The 16,569-nt window shown below is 39.3% G+C and carries 16 protein-coding genes; 10 read left to right on the top strand and 6 right to left on the bottom strand.

What is annotated here, in order from left to right:
- Nucleotides 1–53 precede the first annotated feature (53 nt).
- The 5 genes from oppB to PSF27_RS09730 all read left to right on the top strand — a co-directional run bounded on the left by oppB (nt 54) and on the right by PSF27_RS09730 (nt 5,462).
- The gene (gene oppB, locus PSF27_RS09750; protein ID WP_206086129.1) at nt 54–974 is read left to right on the top strand and encodes an oligopeptide ABC transporter permease OppB; all 921 of its coding nucleotides are present in this window, start codon (nt 54–56) and stop codon (nt 972–974) included.
- Between the two features lie 13 nt (nt 975–987).
- Nucleotides 988–1,896, top strand: coding sequence for an oligopeptide ABC transporter permease OppC (gene oppC, locus PSF27_RS09745; RefSeq protein WP_206086128.1), 909 nt, complete (start codon nt 988–990; stop codon nt 1,894–1,896).
- Nucleotides 1,897–1,907: 11 nt separating this feature from the next.
- Nucleotides 1,908–2,897: an ABC transporter ATP-binding protein gene (locus PSF27_RS09740; RefSeq protein ID WP_206086127.1), complete on the top strand. Its 990-nt coding sequence runs from the start codon at nt 1,908–1,910 to the stop codon at nt 2,895–2,897.
- Nucleotides 2,894–3,895, top strand: a complete 1,002-nt coding sequence (oppF, locus tag PSF27_RS09735) for a murein tripeptide/oligopeptide ABC transporter ATP binding protein OppF (protein WP_206086126.1) — start codon at nt 2,894–2,896, stop codon at nt 3,893–3,895. The genes PSF27_RS09740 and oppF overlap by 4 nt, the downstream gene beginning before the upstream one ends.
- A 175-nt stretch (nt 3,896–4,070) precedes the next feature.
- Nucleotides 4,071–5,462, top strand: a complete 1,392-nt coding sequence (locus PSF27_RS09730; protein ID WP_272573174.1) for an SMI1/KNR4 family protein — start codon at nt 4,071–4,073, stop codon at nt 5,460–5,462.
- Between the two features lie 34 nt (nt 5,463–5,496).
- Here PSF27_RS09730 and PSF27_RS09725 read toward each other — a convergent pair whose 3' ends face one another.
- Both PSF27_RS09725 and cls read right to left on the bottom strand, forming a co-directional pair.
- The gene (locus PSF27_RS09725) at nt 5,497–5,829 is read right to left on the bottom strand and encodes an HI1450 family dsDNA-mimic protein (protein WP_272681379.1); all 333 of its coding nucleotides are present in this window, start codon (nt 5,827–5,829) and stop codon (nt 5,497–5,499) included.
- A 22-nt stretch (nt 5,830–5,851) separates the two neighbouring features.
- Nucleotides 5,852–7,312, bottom strand: a complete 1,461-nt coding sequence (gene cls, locus PSF27_RS09720; protein ID WP_206086123.1) for a cardiolipin synthase — start codon at nt 7,310–7,312, stop codon at nt 5,852–5,854.
- A gap of 285 nt (nt 7,313–7,597) precedes the next feature.
- On the opposite strand from cls, the gene PSF27_RS09715 reads away from it, so the two are divergent.
- The gene (locus PSF27_RS09715; protein WP_206086122.1) at nt 7,598–7,771 is read left to right on the top strand and encodes a YciY family protein; all 174 of its coding nucleotides are present in this window, start codon (nt 7,598–7,600) and stop codon (nt 7,769–7,771) included.
- 126 nt (nt 7,772–7,897) lie between these two features.
- Nucleotides 7,898–8,617 (top strand): TonB family protein, encoded by a 720-nt coding sequence (locus PSF27_RS09710; RefSeq protein WP_206086121.1) that lies wholly within the window; start codon nt 7,898–7,900, stop codon nt 8,615–8,617.
- Nucleotides 8,618–8,684: 67 nt separating this feature from the next.
- On the opposite strand, the gene yciA is transcribed toward PSF27_RS09710, so the two are convergent.
- A complete protein-coding gene (yciA, locus tag PSF27_RS09705; RefSeq protein WP_206086120.1) occupies nt 8,685–9,113 on the bottom strand; it encodes an acyl-CoA thioester hydrolase YciA in 429 nt (142 codons plus the stop codon).
- A 290-nt stretch (nt 9,114–9,403) separates the two neighbouring features.
- Here yciA and PSF27_RS09700 point away from each other — a divergent pair, with 290 nt between their 5' ends.
- Nucleotides 9,404–9,601: a YqaE/Pmp3 family membrane protein gene (locus tag PSF27_RS09700; protein ID WP_206086119.1), complete on the top strand. Its 198-nt coding sequence runs from the start codon at nt 9,404–9,406 to the stop codon at nt 9,599–9,601.
- A gap of 68 nt (nt 9,602–9,669) precedes the next feature.
- Here PSF27_RS09700 and PSF27_RS09695 read toward each other — a convergent pair whose 3' ends face one another.
- On the bottom strand, nt 9,670–10,227 hold the full coding sequence (locus tag PSF27_RS09695) for a septation protein A (RefSeq protein ID WP_206086118.1): 558 nt from the start codon (nt 10,225–10,227) through the stop codon (nt 9,670–9,672).
- A gap of 225 nt (nt 10,228–10,452) precedes the next feature.
- Here PSF27_RS09695 and PSF27_RS09690 point away from each other — a divergent pair, with 225 nt between their 5' ends.
- Nucleotides 10,453–12,252 carry a SulP family inorganic anion transporter gene (locus PSF27_RS09690; protein ID WP_272539868.1) on the top strand — a complete coding sequence of 600 codons (1,800 nt, stop codon included), beginning with the start codon at nt 10,453–10,455 and terminating at the stop codon, nt 12,250–12,252.
- 63 nt (nt 12,253–12,315) lie between these two features.
- On the opposite strand, the gene PSF27_RS09685 is transcribed toward PSF27_RS09690, so the two are convergent.
- Nucleotides 12,316–13,071: a YciC family protein gene (locus tag PSF27_RS09685; RefSeq protein ID WP_206086116.1), complete on the bottom strand. Its 756-nt coding sequence runs from the start codon at nt 13,069–13,071 to the stop codon at nt 12,316–12,318.
- Nucleotides 13,072–13,488: 417 nt separating this feature from the next.
- Here PSF27_RS09685 and ompW point away from each other — a divergent pair, with 417 nt between their 5' ends.
- Nucleotides 13,489–14,139, top strand: a complete 651-nt coding sequence (gene ompW / locus PSF27_RS09680; RefSeq protein WP_206086115.1) for an outer membrane protein OmpW — start codon at nt 13,489–13,491, stop codon at nt 14,137–14,139.
- 345 nt (nt 14,140–14,484) lie between these two features.
- On the opposite strand, the gene PSF27_RS09675 is transcribed toward ompW, so the two are convergent.
- Nucleotides 14,485–16,164: a ShlB/FhaC/HecB family hemolysin secretion/activation protein gene (locus tag PSF27_RS09675; RefSeq protein ID WP_206086114.1), complete on the bottom strand. Its 1,680-nt coding sequence runs from the start codon at nt 16,162–16,164 to the stop codon at nt 14,485–14,487.
- Between the last annotated feature and the right edge of the window lie 405 nt (nt 16,165–16,569).

The following is a 16,569-nucleotide window of genomic DNA, read 5'->3' as shown; positions in this document are numbered from 1 at the left end:
CTCCGAGAGGGGCCAGATATTAGCCTAATGGGCAATAGAAGCAGGAACGAGCAATGCTGAAATTTATTTTGCGTCGGGTGCTTGAGGCGATCCCGACTCTTTTAATTCTCATTACCATCTCATTTTTTATGATGCGCTTAGCGCCGGGTAGTCCGTTTACAGGCGAGCGTAAGCTACCACCTGAGGTGATGGCAAATATTGAAGCCAAATACCATTTAAATGATCCGATGTATAAGCAGTACTTCAACTACCTTATTCAACTCTCACAAGGCGATTTTGGGCCTTCATTTAAATATAAAGACTATAGTGTCAATGACTTAGTAGCGAAAGCCTTCCCTGTTTCTGCGAAACTGGGGGCTACTGCCTTTGTGGTTGCTGTTTTATTTGGTGTCACGGCAGGGGTCATTGCTGCCCTTAATCAAAATACTAAATGGGACTTTACAGTCATGGGGTTTGCCATGACGGGGGTTGTCATCCCCAGCTTTGTTGTGGCACCTCTTTTGGTGCTGATATTTGCCATTCACTTGAAATGGCTCCCCGGCGGTGGCTGGGACGGCGGTAATTTGAAACATATGATCTTGCCGATGGTGGCACTGTCATTAGCCTACATTGCCAGTATTTCCCGTATCACTCGTGGCTCGATGATAGAAATTATGCATTCAAATTTTATCCGTACTGCACGCGCTAAGGGCTTACCACTGAGAACTATCATTTTACGCCATGCCTTAAAACCTGCGTTGCTCCCAGTGCTTTCTTATATGGGCCCTGCATTTGTGGGAATCATTACGGGTTCAATGGTGATTGAAACTATTTTTGGCTTACCTGGCATTGGTCAATTATTCGTTAATGGCGCACTTAACCGCGATTATTCATTGGTGTTGAGCTTAACCATTTTGGTTGGGGTATTAACGATAACCTTTAATGCTATTGTCGATGTGTTGTATGCCGTCATTGACCCGAAAATTCGCTACTAATTGGAGAAACGCTATGATTTCGAATCAAAAAAATAGTGAAGCTCTGGCGAATTTTTCAGAGCAATTGGATATTGAAGGGCGAAGTTTGTGGCAAGATGCACGTCGTCGTTTCATGCATAACCGTGCGGCAATTTTCAGTTTATGTGTGTTGTTTTTAATCACATTATTTGTCATTTTTGCGCCGATGCTATCACCATTCCTATACGATGATACCGATTGGGAGATGATGTCCATGCCGCCAGATATGGCGACAGGCCATTATTTTGGTACGGATGCGTCGGGGCGTGACTTGCTAGTGCGTGTCGCAATTGGTGGGCGTATCTCGCTGATGGTCGGCGTTGCTGCTGCGCTGGTGGCAGTAGTGGTTGGGACGTTATATGGCTCACTGGCAGGCTATGTCGGTGGTAAAGTTGACTCAATCATGATGCGTTTATTGGAAATTCTGAATTCATTTCCATTTATGTTCTTCGTTATTTTATTAGTGACCTTATTTGGCACCAATATCTTATTGATTTTCGTCGCAATTGGGATGGTCTCTTGGTTAGATATGGCACGTATTGTACGTGGTCAAACACTGGGGTTAAAACGTAAAGAGTTTATTGAAGCGGCATTAGTTTGCGGTGTCAGCACGCGCCATATTATTTTACGCCATATTGTGCCAAATGTGCTGGGTGTGGTGGTAGTCTATGCATCCTTGTTAGTACCGAGCATGATCTTGTTTGAATCATTCCTCAGCTTCCTAGGTTTGGGCACACAAGAGCCACTCAGCAGTTGGGGGGCTTTGCTCAGTGATGGGGCAAATTCGATGGAAGTGACACCATGGTTATTATTGATCCCTGCAGGTTTTCTGGTTATCACGTTGTTTTGTTTTAATTTTATCGGCGATGGCTTACGTGATGCCCTCGATCCGAAAGACCGTTAGAGGGAAATGTTATGTCAATAAATTCAACCAAAAGCCCTCTGTTATCAGTTAAAGATTTGAGTGTGACTTTTTCTACGCAAGATGGCGATGTCACTGCGGTTAATAAGCTTAATTTTGATTTACGCGCAGGGGAAACCTTGGGTATTGTTGGGGAGTCAGGGTCAGGGAAATCGCAAACGGCATTTGCTTTGATGGGACTACTGGCAAAAAATGGCCGAATCAATGGTTCGGCGATGTTTAATGGTCGTGAAATTCTGAATTTAAAAGAAAAAGAATTAAATCGGATGCGGGCTGAAGAAATCTCCATGATCTTCCAAGACCCAATGACGTCATTAAATCCCTACTTAAAAATTGGCACGCAGCTATCTGAGGTACTGATGCTCCATAAGGGGATGGGCAAAAGTGACGCTTTCGAGGCATCAGTGAAAATGTTGGATGCGGTTAAAATGCCTGAAGCGCGTAAGCGTATGAACATGTATCCCCATGAATTCTCAGGCGGAATGCGCCAGAGGGTGATGATTGCGATGGCACTATTGTGCCAACCAAAATTACTGATTGCAGATGAGCCAACAACGGCGTTAGATGTGACGGTACAAGCGCAAATCATGACGTTGCTGAATGAATTGAAAGATGAGTTTGATACAGCAATTATTTTGATCACCCATGACTTGGGGGTTGTGGCTGGCGTTTGCGACAAAGTGTTGGTCATGTATGCGGGGCGCACTATGGAGTATGGCACTGCCAAAGATATTTTTTATCAGCCATCTCACCCTTATTCTTTGGGGCTATTAGCGGCAGTTCCGCGACTCGATGGGGATGATGAAAGTCTCGCAACAATACCAGGTAACCCACCAAATCTATTAAGATTACCAAAAGGTTGTCCGTTCTCACCACGTTGCCAATATGCAACACAGCAATGTGTAGAAAGTGAACCTGCTTTATCATCCTTTGCGCAAACTCGCCTGCGTGCCTGCTTCAAGCCTATGGAGGAATTAGTATGACGACTCATGAAAATAGGCCTGTGTTACTGGAAGTTAATGATCTAAAAGTGCACTTTTCCATTAGGGATAAAAAGCAGTGGTTTTGGCAACCCGACAAAAGTTTAAAGGCGGTGGATGGCGTCACACTGCGCTTATACGAAGGGGAAACTCTGGGGGTGGTTGGTGAGTCTGGTTGTGGTAAATCCACCTTTGCTCGTGCGCTAATTGGCTTAGTCAAAGCGACAGACGGCACCGTTAGCTGGCTAGGTCAAAATTTATTAGGTAAAAGTGATAAAGAGTGGCGCAGTGTGCGTAGCGATATTCAAATGATTTTCCAAGACCCATTGGCCTCATTAAACCCGCGAATGACCATTGGTGATATTATTGCTGAACCACTAAAAACCTATCACCCGAAAATGCCACAATCGCAAATCACCGAAAAAGTAAAAGCGATGATGATGCGAGTGGGGTTATTACCGAACTTGATTAACCGCTATCCCCATGAGTTTTCTGGGGGGCAGTGCCAGCGAATTGGTATTGCTAGGGCGTTGATATTAGAACCAAAATTGGTTATTTGTGATGAACCAGTTTCTGCGCTGGATGTATCCATTCAGGCGCAAGTGGTGAATTTACTGCAAGAACTACAGCGTGAAATGAAATTATCGCTGATATTTATTGCTCATGATTTAGCCGTGGTTAAGCACATTTCTGACCGTGTACTGGTGATGTATTTGGGACATGCCGTGGAATTAGGTACCTATGATGAGGTCTATAATAACCCCTTACACCCGTATACTCGAGCGTTGATGTCAGCGGTTCCTGTGCCAGACCCTGACAAGGAAAAAAATAAAAGCATTGAATTACTCGAGGGGGAGCTGCCATCACCGATTAACCCTCCTTCAGGTTGTGTTTTCAGAACACGTTGTCCATTGGCAGATGAAGGGTGTGCGAAAACGCGTCCGTTGTTAGAAGGTAGTTTTAGACATGCAGTATCTTGTTTGAAAATAGACCCTCTTTAATCATTTTTGCCAACAATTAACCTTAAAAGCAGAGTCAATTGGCTCTGCTTTTTTGTTATTAATCTTAAAAACCACTTTTTTAGCTGTGTTCAGATAATGACTGATAAATAATGGAAGCAAAACATGTTAATAAACTAATTATTCATTGAGGCAATAAAATAAAGGTTCAACATAAATGACGAATGATTTTTTACAGGATGAAGAGACGGTTTCGGTTTTACGCCAATGGCAGCAGATTAATGAACAGTATCCAAACGACGCATTAGCACGAATTCGTGAGAAAATCCCTTTAGTTAAACAAGTAGATAGCGAGTTAAACTTATTTGGTGCAGATAGCCATGAATATGAGTTAAACCCCGTTATTGCCTTAGCAGATATTGAAAAATGGCAAAAGCGAACGGGGGCGACATTACCGCAAGATTTTGTACAGTTTTTAACGCAAATTGGTAATGGTGGACTAGGGCCTTATTATGGAATTGTCCGTTTTGAAGATAGCGAAAGCCGCTTTGATCAAACCGCAGCATTACCCTCTATTTTAAGTCCTACGATGAGCCAAGAGGAATGGCAGAAACTGACTTTCCTTGATGATGATTGCAGTGATGAAGAATTCGATGAGCGAGAAAACTATATTCACCAAGGTGTTTTTTACCTTGGAACGTGCGGGTGTGAATATGATTTATTATTAGTGATTACAGGGGAATATGCAGGGCGAATTATTTATACAAACCATTGGTGTGGTTCTAATCAGCCTTTCTTCTTTTCTTACGAACTGAGTTTTTCACAATGGTATGAACGTTGGTTAGATGAAGTTATTCAAGGCTATGAAACTAGTTGGTTTGGTCACAGAATTGGCGGTGATGAGCAAACGTTATTTGATTTATACATCCAAATGGATAGTTCGGAATTAAGATGTCAGGTATTGTCAGGGTTGACTAAACTTAAGCTTTTATCTGATAAAGGTTTGGTGTTATTGACCGAAATTATTAAAGAAAACCAAGGGGAAGAGTCAAAACTGGCTTTGAGAGTTTTAGCGCAATATGCACCTAATATTGCTTCCTCATACCTTATGTCTGCGTTAAAAAGTACCGACCGTGCATGGCAAAATTTAGCGATTAGTACTATCTTTTTTAATCAAAAAGAGAACTTAGCCGATTATAAAGATAATATTTTGGAGCTAATCAAAAGTGTGGAAGATGCCGATTTTATTCGTTTTGCAGGGTACATACTTAAAGACTTAGCTGCCACACAAGCTGAAGATTTTGCTCATTTATTTAAACATTCGAACCTAAACCTTGCGAGAACTGCTCTTTATGCAGCGAGTTCTGATACGAATGTTAAGGAAAAATCTGCACTTTTTTACCCAAGCATTACGTCAGATGATGGTGACATGGCTTGTCTGGCCATTCGAACGCTAGTTGAACTTAATACTGTAATACCTGATGTTATTCCTCTATTAGAATGTGCATGGAAAAAATTCCCAAAAGAGAAAAATGAATATGTCAGGACCAATATTCAGAATTATTTGCGAAAATTTTCAGTGACAGGCGACTTTCCTAAAGAAGATTAAGATGTGAAGAAGAGGGGCTAATGCCCCTCAATCGTTATTTTTTCCAGAGAATAGAGTGGAAAGGTTCTGTAGGATGGCGGCTAATTAATACGCGAGCAAAGATATCGTCGAGTTCGTCATCAGGGTTTTTCGCTAGCCCAATAATCACTTCACTGAACTGTGATAAATTTGCCTCACTCGGCAGAATACCTTGCCAATTATCAGTTAAATCAATGAGTTCAGCTGCGCCAGATTCTTCAAACTGTAAGGCAAAAATAAGCTGGTCAGCAGGTTCTAGATTATCCATTGCGCCTTCGAGAAAAAGGTCATAAGCCATTTCAATGATATCGTCTTCATCGATTAAATGTATATTGTGTTTCTCAGTCATGACCTTTCCTAATTCATTTACGCTATAACAGTGGGCTAAAGAAATAACAAACACGCTCAACCACGCGGTTCCAGAAGGGGCGTTGTTCCCATTCTTCAATTTCTAAGCGTGTTGATCGAGCCATGTAATCATACTGAACTAACGTCAGATCGCTACCAAAACTTTTATCATCAATAACGACGGTGATTTCAAAGTTAAGCCATAAGCTACGCATATCGAGATTAACGGAACCAACTAAACTGAGTTCGCCATCCACAAGGACACTTTTAGTATGCAATAAGCCATCTTCGAATTGATAAATTTTTACGCCAGCCTCAAGTAATTCGCTATAAAATGAACGGCTTGCCCATCGAACGAGGAAAGAGTCATTTTGTCTTGGCATGATAATACTCACATCGACACCGCGCATGGCCGCGGTACAGATAGCATGCAGAAGGTCATCACTAGGGACAAAATAGGGCGTTGTCATGATTAACTGTTTGCGAGCAGAAAACATGGCGGTCATCAGCGATTGTTGAATCAGTTCATCAGGGAAACCAGGCCCTGAAGCGATGGTTTGAGTGGTGTGACCATTGGCTTGCTCAAACGGCATAATATTGCTGTCTGGTGGTGGTGGCAAAATACGTTGGCCTGTTTCCATTTCCCAGTCAAATGCATACACAATCCCTAAAGTGGTGCTCACAGGGCCTTCCATACGCACTAAAATATCAATCCATTCACCAACACCTGAGTCTTGTTTAAAATAGCGAGGGTCAACCATATTCATACTTCCAGTGTATGAAATATAGTTATCGATAATGATAATTTTACGGTGTTGGCGTAAATCCATGCGACGTAAGAAGAAACGCATTAAATTCACTTTTAGCGATTCGACAAACTCAATGCCTGCTGCGCGCATTTTTGCAGGATAATCACTGCGGAAAAAGTGCCAACTCCCTGCGGAGTCAACCATGATGCGGCATTTTACACCACGTTTAGCGGCATTTAGCAGAGCCTCCGTTACGCCATCAACCAATCCACCAGGTTGCCAAATGTAGAACACCATCTCGATAGAATGCTGTGCATTATTAATGTCATTAACAATGGCTTTTAATGAATCTTCGCAAGTGGTTAATAGTTGGATACGGTTTCCTTTAACGCCAGCGATGCCCTGACGTTTTTCAATCAATTGAAAAAGCGGTTCTGCTACCGAACTGTTTTCATTTGCAAAAATATGTTTTGAATGGCGTAAGTTTTCGAGCCATGTGGCGACAGAAGGCCACATATGGTGGGCTTTATCAACACGGCGTTTCCCTAAATGAAGCTCCCCAAAGGCGACATAGGCAATTATCCCAACTAAAGGAAGGATATAAATAATTAACAACCATGTCATTGCAGAGGTCACAGGCCTCCTTTTAACTAAAATGCGGACAGTAATTGCTGCAATAAGTAGCCAGTAAAGGAAAAATAGAAGCCAACTCATAAGGGTATAAACAGTTGCCATAATGGATTAAATGCCTCTCGCTAATAGGAAAATACCATCGAAAAAAGAAGTTTTACCTGAAAAAACAGTGAGCAATATATTAACTTAATAGAATTTAGCAAAATTTTGCAGTAAAAGCTTTGTGTAATAGATAATTCATGAGGAAATAATAATTTCAAATTGAAATAATAAATATTGAAATTAAATAATTATTATGAGATAGACCATAAAAGATCTTCTTGGCTCTTTTTTTCAAAGGAATATAATATTTTCTCACCGTATTTTTTCATAAAAAAGGGCAGAAAAATGAGACGCAGTAGGCATGAGGTCGGTCGTTGGAGAATGTTAAGACAAGTGCAACGTCGCCGTCGACGCTGGCTAGAAGGGCATTCAAGACGCAATATGCACATTTATGCCATGCGCAAAATCGATATTTATCGCCGTCGACACTCACTACTTTTTACTCAATGGGTTGAGTAGGGTTATTAGGGCGCACATTCACATTTTTCACTTTGTATGACAAACCTTATTGAATATGATTGCTATTTGCATTTAAACTAGTGACTATATTCTTTTAGGTCGACAGGTGTAGGGTAGAAATTGCATATGCGTTGGATCCGTTGGAGTTTAATTATCGTCATTTCGTTATCTATTCATGCAGGTCTTGCGATGGCATGGATTTTTAATCAACCTAATTTGGCTAGAGATCCTGAGCCAATGACGATTGCGATGGTTGCTTTTGCTGCCCCTGAACCTGCTTCAGAGCCTGTTCCTGAGGTTGAAACACCTGTCGAACCAGAGCCAGAACCGATTATCGAACCTGAACCCGAACCTGTGGTTGAGCCTGCGATTGTTTTGCCGAAGAAAAAACCTGAAGTGAAGAAGAAGCCAAAACCAAAGCAGGAAGAAAAGAAAAAAATTAAAGAAGATGTTAAGCCTGTTGAAAAACAACTTGCGATGAATAACATCAAATCAGATGCAACAGCACCGAAAACAAACAATAATCCAGTAACGACCGCAAAAAATACTGGGGCGAGTAATAGCCAGTCTACCGCGAAAAGTGGTCCAAGGGCTCTACATAAACAAGCTCCTGTTTATCCAGAACGTGCACGCCGTTTAGGGAAAGAGGGGTATGTTAAGGTGCGTTATGATATTGACGACGGCGGCCGTGTGACGAATATCGAGTTTGTTGAGGTTTCACCGAAAGGTTTGTTTGAGCGAGATGTTAAACGAGCAATGAACCGCTGGACATTCGAGAAACAACCCGCAAAAGGTTATGTCACCGAAATTTACTTCAAACTGGATGGTACAGTTAGCCAAGTGTAACTTGCTGATTAAGCCATTAAAAAAGCACCAAAACGGTGCTTTTTTAATTTAAGCGTGAATTAAACGATTATTCAGTGATTTGCTCAGAGCTGGCTAATTGGAAATGCTGTTTTTCTGTTGGTAACTCTCGTGGCGTATTATCATCATTCACGGCTACATAGGTAAATACCGCATCGGTGGCACGGTAACGTTGGCCTACAGGCTCCGTTGCAACTTTTTTCACCCACACTTCAATATTAATGGTAATTGAGCTTTTACCTGTTTTTAAGCAGCGCGCGTAGCAACAGACCACATCACCGACTGCGACAGGTTTTTGAAATTTTATGCCATTCACTGCGACGGTAACAACACGGCCGAGCGCGATTTCTTTTGCAAGGATAGCACCGCCAATGTCCATTTGTGACATTAACCAGCCACCGAAAATATCACCATTGGCGTTTGTATCCGCAGGCATGGCGAGGGTTCGTAAAACCAATTCACCGTTTGGTAATTGCATATTTAACTCTTATTAAAAAGGGAATAAAAACGACTAGTTAGCATTTATAGCAAATTACTGATACTCAAGTAAACTCTAACTACAGACTTATTGTCCAAGTATCGCCAATAAAACGTGTTTAGCCAATAAAATCCAATAAATAGCGCAGAACATCGGCGTATTGTGTTTAAATTCGGCTGAAAGTTAGAGTTATGCAAAGAAAACGCTAGAAGTGTTTTTTGTATTTAGTCAATTGGCTAGATTGCCTATACTTAAACCATAAACCGTTGATAAGTATTTGGGGGGAAAGTATGAGACTCATTTTGGCGATATTATTACCGTGGTTGCAATTTTTTACTATTGGTCGTCCATTTGCAGGAATAATTTGTCTGATTTTACAACTGACTTTAATTGGTTGGTTGCCAGCGGCTATCTGGTCTGTATATGCGTTATCACAATACAATACTGACAAAAAGATTGAAAAAGCGTTTGGTCAAAACCGACATTAGCTTAAAAACAAAAAAACCTGCTCAATCAGATAAAGCAGGTTTTTTTGTTTAGATATTCAGAAACATGACTACTCTTCGTGTTTTTCAACCGCTTCTTTGGTCATGTTTTTAAAAATATATACTACGCTTAACACAGTAAAAATCAGTGTTCCTGCCGTCAGACCGAATACTTTGAAATTGACCCAAATATCTTGTGCCATCCAAAATGCGACATAAATATTTAAAACTGCACAAAAAACAAAGAAGATAGCCCATGCACTATTAAGCTTATTCCAGTAACTATCCGCTAACTTAATTTCTTGGTTACTTCCTAGCATACGTTGAATTAATGGTTTTTCAGTAAACCATTGGCTGAATAATAACGCGATAGCGAATGCACCATAAATGATGGTGACTTTCCATTTAATGAATGCATCACTGTGGAAAATTAGTGTTAATGCCGCAAAACCCATCACAATAGCACAGGTGATCTTGGCTACTTTTTCAACTTTCTTATAAATAAGATAAGTGGCTAACAATGCCAGTGGTGTAGTGACCATTAAGGCACCACTTGCGTAAAAAATGTCGTATCGCTTATACACGATGAAAAAGATAATCAGAGGGATAAAATCAATAAGTTGTTTCATAACAGTGAATACAGCGCCTCAACGTCAAGATAATAGAGTAGTTTAACCGATATTGGCATTAATTGTTAAAAGTTTGCACCTTTTTACCAATAAACATGCCTTGTTACCAATCATATTTGCACAATTTTACTATTATTTGACTTACTTCTAGATAAACTTTATCAGTTCGGCTATAAATAAGGTTTTAGATAATTTAACTTACTAATTTATAGGTGTTTTTCCTCAATGATAAAGGCGAAGCTATTTGTCTGGATGCCAGGTTTAGAAACGCTGTTTAACTACCAGCTTTCAAACTTAGGTTCTGATGTGAAAGCTGGATTGTCCGTTGCGGCGGTGGCATTACCTGTTGCGATTGCTTATGCCGAATTAATGGGGGTGAACGCTATTGTTGGATTGTATGCCTGTATCCTTCCTATGTTTTTTTATGCGTTGTTTGGGACATCAAAGCAACTGATTATTGGCCCTGATGCGGCGACTTGCGCGGTTATTGCTGCTGCCGTTGCTCCACTTGCAATGGGGGATGAAAATGTTCGCTGGCAGTTAATCATTGTAATGAGCCTCATGACGGGTATTTGGTGTTTGATTGCAGCAAGATTCCGTTTAGGAACTTTTGCTGATTTTCTATCCCGCCCGATATTACAAGGCTTGTTAAATGGGGTGGCATTAACCATCGTTGTTAGCCAAATGGGTAAAATTTTTGGTATTACCACATTACCTGCAGGATTTATCGAGCGCCTTATTGCGTTTCCTCAATCAATAGCACAAACGCATATACCAACCTTATTGGTTGCGGCGGCAACATTAGCAGTCACATTAATTATTAAACGTGTGCGTAGTAAGTGGCCATCATTATTGATTGCCATGGTTCTCGCGACGGTTGCTAGTATCGTATTTAATCTTGAACAGTATGGTATTAGTATTGTCGGGGATTTAGGAGACGGGTTGCCTTCTATTCCAATGCCCGAGTTCCCACCGGGACTGCTACGCGACTTAGTTATTCCTTCAATGAACTTGGCAGTGATCAGCTTTGTCAGTTTTATGATGACTGCGCGTAGTTTCGCTAGTAAAAATGGCTATGCTATTGATGCGGATCAGGAACTACGTGCATTAGGGATAGCCAACATCGCCTCTGCGTTTTCCCAAGGTTTTGCTGTGAGTGCGGCAAGCAGCCGTACAGCAGTTAACGATATGATGGGGGGGAAAACTCAGCTCGTTTCTATTGTTGCGGCACTAACGATTTTAGCCGTATTGTTATTTTCTATGGACTTATTGGAATATATTCCGATGCCAGCCTTGGGAATGGTACTGGTCGTTTCGACGTTCTCGTTAATTAGCTTTCGTAGTATTTTATCCATGCGTAAGCGTAATAGAGAAGCCTTCTTCTTATGTGTCTTTACGTTAGTTGCTGTGTTGCTAGTTGGGCTAATCAGTGGTGTGGGTTTAGCCGTATTATTGGGTTTATTGCAGTTTATCCGAGTGATATTTAGGCCAACCGATCAGCAACTTGGTGTGGATGAGCAAGGCATGTTGCATTCAATGACATCAGATAATGATATTCAACCTATTGAAGGTGTATTAATTTATCGTTTTAACTCTCCGTTGACTTACTTCAACGTGAATTACTTTAAAGAGCGGTTGAATAAGCACTTAGATAACCAATTAAAGAGACCTGCATGGGTGATCGTCGACGCCGCGGTAAGTTTTACCCATAATGATGTGAGTGTATTTTCAACTCTTAATGATATCGTCACATCTTTGAAAGCGAAAGGTGTCACGTTAGTGTTGGCAGGGCGTCGTACATCAATTAAACGTTGGCTAGAACAAAATAAAATTACACGCTCTGATGATGATTTATTAGTTGTCCCTGATATCTATTTTGCAATTCGTTTAATTCAAAGTAAGCAACAAATTCAAATTAAATGTGTTGAAGAGAGAAAAGCGCAAGAAGAGATGAATGCGTTAGAACAACAAAGGGATTATGAAGATATTGATGAATCACTTAATTTGAAACCAGAAAAGAATTAAGATTTTTCTCAATTGATTGCATTAGAAAAAAGGAGCCACTTGGCTCCCTTTTTTAAATCGAAATTAAGCGTTTTTATTGACTAACATGTATAAACGGTAGAAATAAATTAAGGCGAAAGCAGCAACGATATTATTCAGCAGGAATGATATACCGTTAATGACAATGTGGTTCATCTGTAAGCTGCTTAATAATACACTCACCAACATTTGTGCAGCCATCCAAATTAAAATCATTGGCAGGGCAACACGCCAGTTTGCATACGCCATTTTCCAGCTTTTACCCATCGCACTAAACGGGTTTGTTTTTTCATTAATTAAGATAGCTGGTGCGAGAGAAAAACCAATCGCTAGAACAATCCCTGGGAGCACCATAATGGTGATGCCAAGTTGAATGAGAAGTGAGCAAACAACGAGTAACAAAAACATAGAAGGGGCTTTGCCTAATGAAGCGCTAAGTGCCTGCGTCGCATTCATGGCTTCACCGCGGGACATCCCTGCAATATAGGATAAAGTGCCACAGATAAGCACTAAGCTGCCTAGCGTTACAGAAAGAATTAGCCCAAAGGAAACACGTAGGATGCTGCTTTTGTCTTGCTCTGAAAGGCCTAATATCCAATCTTGTAAACCTGCATTCCCTGACTCAATCATTTGGTTTTGTGCTTGAGCAAGCACACCAATCATTTGTTCATTCGGGATCATCATTGCGTAAATCACGAGGCTCACCGCCGTTGCCAACACAACAATGGTGAAAAGGCCACTCAGTTGATTTTTGAAAAAATTAACGCTGTCACTGATGAGTGAGTTGGCCGAAATGGACATTTAACTGCTCCTATCTACAAACGGGATCAAAATTTTAAGGCAATTGTAACTGAGTATCAGACATAGAGGTAGAGAAAGATAAGAAATTTCGGGAAGTTAACATAAGTATGTAAAGGGAATGATTCTCAATATTTAACCAAATTAATTGAGAGGGTTAATTAGAATTACTTAAATTGCATTTTAAATATATGTTTTATGTATGGGGTAAATATATAAATTTAAGGATCAAGTTTTTATTTTATTAGTTATTTTCCAAAAATTGATTTAAATCAAAATTAAAAAAATAATAGATGGAATAATAAAACTATATTTATTGGATTACCTATAAATTGGTAAAAGATGTGATCTTGATTTGAACATCAATTTATATAATGCGGTATATTTTACTAAAATAAAAACACAGGAATGGGATTGATAATGAAAAAACTCACTGCGCTTGTATTAGCGGCTGCAACTTTAGCTCCAGCTGCTTCTATTGCTCATGAAGCTGGCGATTTTCTATTTCGCGCCGGTACTGCAACTGTAAGACCTAATGCAGGCTCGGATAATGCGTTAGGAGCATATGGATTAAATGATTCGTTTGGTGTTAGTAATAATACACAATTAGGTTTAACCTTTGGGTATATGATCACTGATAATATCGGTGTGGAATTATTAGCAGCAACGCCGTTTGAACACAAAGTTGGCACTGGTGTAACTGGTAATATTGCAACTGTTAAACATTTACCGCCAACCTTAATGGCACAATATTATTTTGGTAGTAAACAAGATAAATTACGCCCTTATTTAGGCGCAGGTCTGAACTATACGTTCTTCTTTGATGAAAAATTTAATTCCAAAGGTAAAGACACATATCAATTATCTGATTTAGACCTATCTAGCTCTTGGGGCTTTGCGGCACAAGCAGGTATGGATTATATGCTGACTGATAACTGGATGTTGAACGCATCAGTTTGGTGGATGAATATTGAAACGGATGTAAAATATAAAGCAATGGGTGAGCAACAAAAAGTAAGTACTCGCTTAGATCCATTTGTATTTATGTTTGGAGCAGGTTATCGCTTCTAATAGTTTTGATAGGATGCAATACAGGTTAATACCTGAATTCTGATGGAATAGAGTGCAGTAGGAAATCCGAGAGTATTTATATTCTCGGATTTTTCATTATATAAAGACAGTAAGATCAATTAAACATTTTTATAACAATAAAGCGCGTATTGCATTACAATTACTTGGTTTTAAAATATTAAAAATATAGAGTTAACACTTTTTTTGTCTATTTTATTATCTTGATTGTTAAAGAACGAAATAAATGACAGCGCCATTAGGTGAGGGGAAATATTTACAGGGACATAAAAGCTAAATACCTCATTGTGGTATTTAGCTTTTAGTCAGCTGATCTAAGCTGTCACATTACCAAAACCATTGAACATTTAATCCTGCGTTGACGCTATTGGTTTCGTACTCATCGGGTTTATAAAGTGGAGCGCCTAGAAATAAATCATAACTGAAGATATTGACGCTTCCACGCATACCAATTGCCGTTCCTAAAAGTTGGTCATCGGAATAAAGACCAAGAGGATATACACCACCAAATATACGGCCGTAGTCAATCGCATAATAAGGATAGAAAGAAAAACCTGGAATATAAAAGTTAAATTCATTCCTTAAATAGAAGCCTTTATCACCAATAAGTGAAAATTCTTCGTCAAAACCACGTACTGTCCATCGATTACCGAGTGAAAATTGATCTTGAATTGTTAATCTGTCCTTGCTGTACTGAACAAAAAGCTGAGGATTGTAACTCATGACAAAATTATCAAAAGAGATAGGGATCATGCCAGACACATCCAGTGTAAAAACTCGGGCCATATGGCTTGCATCGCCGTATTTCATGTCCCAGCTCTGTTCCGCACCTAACCAAGGAACGTTACGCTGATAATTGATTGAGGCATCCAGTGTTGAGTTGTCGATATTTTGTCGGTGATTGACTCCCACTTTAAAGGTGGTTAAATTCCTCTCCTGAGACAATAGTTTGACATCTTCAAGCTTATACTCTGATTTACGCTTTATTAACTGAATAGACGCGGTATCTTTGAATGTTTGTCCACGTAAAAAAACATTACTAGCAGTCGCATTGTAATATTTGCTGTCGCCATAATATTTATAACTGACAATATCTTTAATCGTTTGTTTATAATCACTTTTGCTAGCATAGATAGAAAAAAGCCAATAATTGTAGGGTACAGCATAGTAAATTGCGGCATTACTTGTACTGTATCGTTCTTGGTTTTTTAGGTTCTTACCTGCTGAAATATACACTGTGTCATTCAAACTGGTTAAGTTATTACCATAAATGGTTACACCAACTTGGTCTTTACCCGTTTGGCGGCTGCCTGAGTTATTGTAATATCCCCCGACATTAACATGGGGGGATTTTTCTCGTTGAATAGTGATATCTGATGTAGAGAAATCTTTCCCTGGGGATAATTCGATATTGGCTTTGGCTCCAGGAATGCGTTCCAAGTTTTCTAAGCCTTGTTCTATATCGCGAATATTCAGAATATCGCCTTCTTTTGCGGGCATGATTGCACCGAGCGTAATATAGGTATCGCTATCTTCAGATAATTTTACATTAGCGACTTTGCCGGGTATTATCTCTAGCGTCAAAATGCCTTCGCTAATATTTTGCTCAGGGATATTGACTCGAGTGGTGACATAACCTGATTTAATAATATTATCTTGTAAGCCTTTTGCTAATGTTTCAACCCCTTTAATTCCAATGCAGACTCCTACAACTTGGTTAGCATAAGTTTCAAGAGGGCGCATTGACGGTAATTTAGGTTCAGACACCAAAATTACTTTTTTCATATCAAAACATTGTTCTTCTTTATCAAAGATTAGAATATTGTTAGCGCGCTCTTGTTTTTTCCCTAAAACATCTTTAGCTTCTAATTGTATTTGTTGCTGGCGAGATTTATCTTGGCTTATTTGATTATTGATTTGTTGATCAACGGTCGAAGAGGGAGTCCCTGATGCATAAAATGGGAAAGCGAATAGGGTACTGGATAAAAAAATAAAACGAAAATTCATGGCCACCACTTTTATTCTTAAATGATCATATAAAAAATATTGGAAATATAATTAAGAATATTTTTATGATGAAGGTTTATTCTTTATTATATAAGATTGTTCTTATTGGTAATTAATTTTTTTTGAGTTTTTTTTCATGTATATCCCTATGGGCTTTCACCGAGAAAAATAGTCTTAAGTAAGTTTATAAACTTTTAGATTATGCGTTAAAATGGGATTTAATAAAAATTAATTATATTAATTAAGTTATGAAATAAGTGAAAAGCTATTAGTTCGGTGTATATTATGATAATGATATAAAATATTGGTTTTATATTTTTTTTATTAAATATTAATTAGATACAATAAATCCCAAAATGGTGTATTTAGGTGTTTTTACTTGTTTTTTGGGTTTTTAAATTATTA

This window comes from Providencia sp. PROV129 (assembly GCF_028482245.1).
Classification (GTDB): Bacteria; Pseudomonadota; Gammaproteobacteria; order Enterobacterales; family Enterobacteriaceae; genus Providencia; species Providencia vermicola.
The sequence above is the reverse complement of the archived record's forward strand: the minus strand, read 5'-3'. Positions and strand labels throughout refer to the sequence as shown.

What these genes read in the sequence shown, in the direction of transcription:
- PSF27_RS09715 (WP_206086122.1), top strand. Translation starts at nt 7,598, where the DNA reads ATGAGACGCAGTAGGCATGAGGTCGGTCGTTGGAGAATGTTAAGACAA.
- PSF27_RS09700 (WP_206086119.1), top strand. Translation starts at nt 9,404, where the DNA reads ATGAGACTCATTTTGGCGATATTATTACCGTGGTTGCAATTTTTTACT.
- yciA (WP_206086120.1), bottom strand. Translation starts at nt 9,113, where the DNA reads ATGCAATTACCAAACGGTGAATTGGTTTTACGAACCCTCGCCATGCCT.
- cls (WP_206086123.1), bottom strand. Translation starts at nt 7,312, where the DNA reads ATGGCAACTGTTTATACCCTTATGAGTTGGCTTCTATTTTTCCTTTAC.
- PSF27_RS09690 (WP_272539868.1), top strand. Translation starts at nt 10,453, where the DNA reads ATGATAAAGGCGAAGCTATTTGTCTGGATGCCAGGTTTAGAAACGCTG.
- oppB (WP_206086129.1), top strand. Translation starts at nt 54, where the DNA reads ATGCTGAAATTTATTTTGCGTCGGGTGCTTGAGGCGATCCCGACTCTT.
- PSF27_RS09685 (WP_206086116.1), bottom strand. Translation starts at nt 13,071, where the DNA reads ATGTCCATTTCGGCCAACTCACTCATCAGTGACAGCGTTAATTTTTTC.
- PSF27_RS09740 (WP_206086127.1), top strand. Translation starts at nt 1,908, where the DNA reads ATGTCAATAAATTCAACCAAAAGCCCTCTGTTATCAGTTAAAGATTTG.
- PSF27_RS09695 (WP_206086118.1), bottom strand. Translation starts at nt 10,227, where the DNA reads ATGAAACAACTTATTGATTTTATCCCTCTGATTATCTTTTTCATCGTG.
- ompW (WP_206086115.1), top strand. Translation starts at nt 13,489, where the DNA reads ATGAAAAAACTCACTGCGCTTGTATTAGCGGCTGCAACTTTAGCTCCA.
- PSF27_RS09710 (WP_206086121.1), top strand. Translation starts at nt 7,898, where the DNA reads ATGCGTTGGATCCGTTGGAGTTTAATTATCGTCATTTCGTTATCTATT.
- oppC (WP_206086128.1), top strand. Translation starts at nt 988, where the DNA reads ATGATTTCGAATCAAAAAAATAGTGAAGCTCTGGCGAATTTTTCAGAG.
- PSF27_RS09675 (WP_206086114.1), bottom strand. Translation starts at nt 16,164, where the DNA reads ATGAATTTTCGTTTTATTTTTTTATCCAGTACCCTATTCGCTTTCCCA.
- PSF27_RS09725 (WP_272681379.1), bottom strand. Translation starts at nt 5,829, where the DNA reads ATGACTGAGAAACACAATATACATTTAATCGATGAAGACGATATCATT.
- oppF (WP_206086126.1), top strand. Translation starts at nt 2,894, where the DNA reads ATGACGACTCATGAAAATAGGCCTGTGTTACTGGAAGTTAATGATCTA.
- PSF27_RS09730 (WP_272573174.1), top strand. Translation starts at nt 4,071, where the DNA reads ATGACGAATGATTTTTTACAGGATGAAGAGACGGTTTCGGTTTTACGC.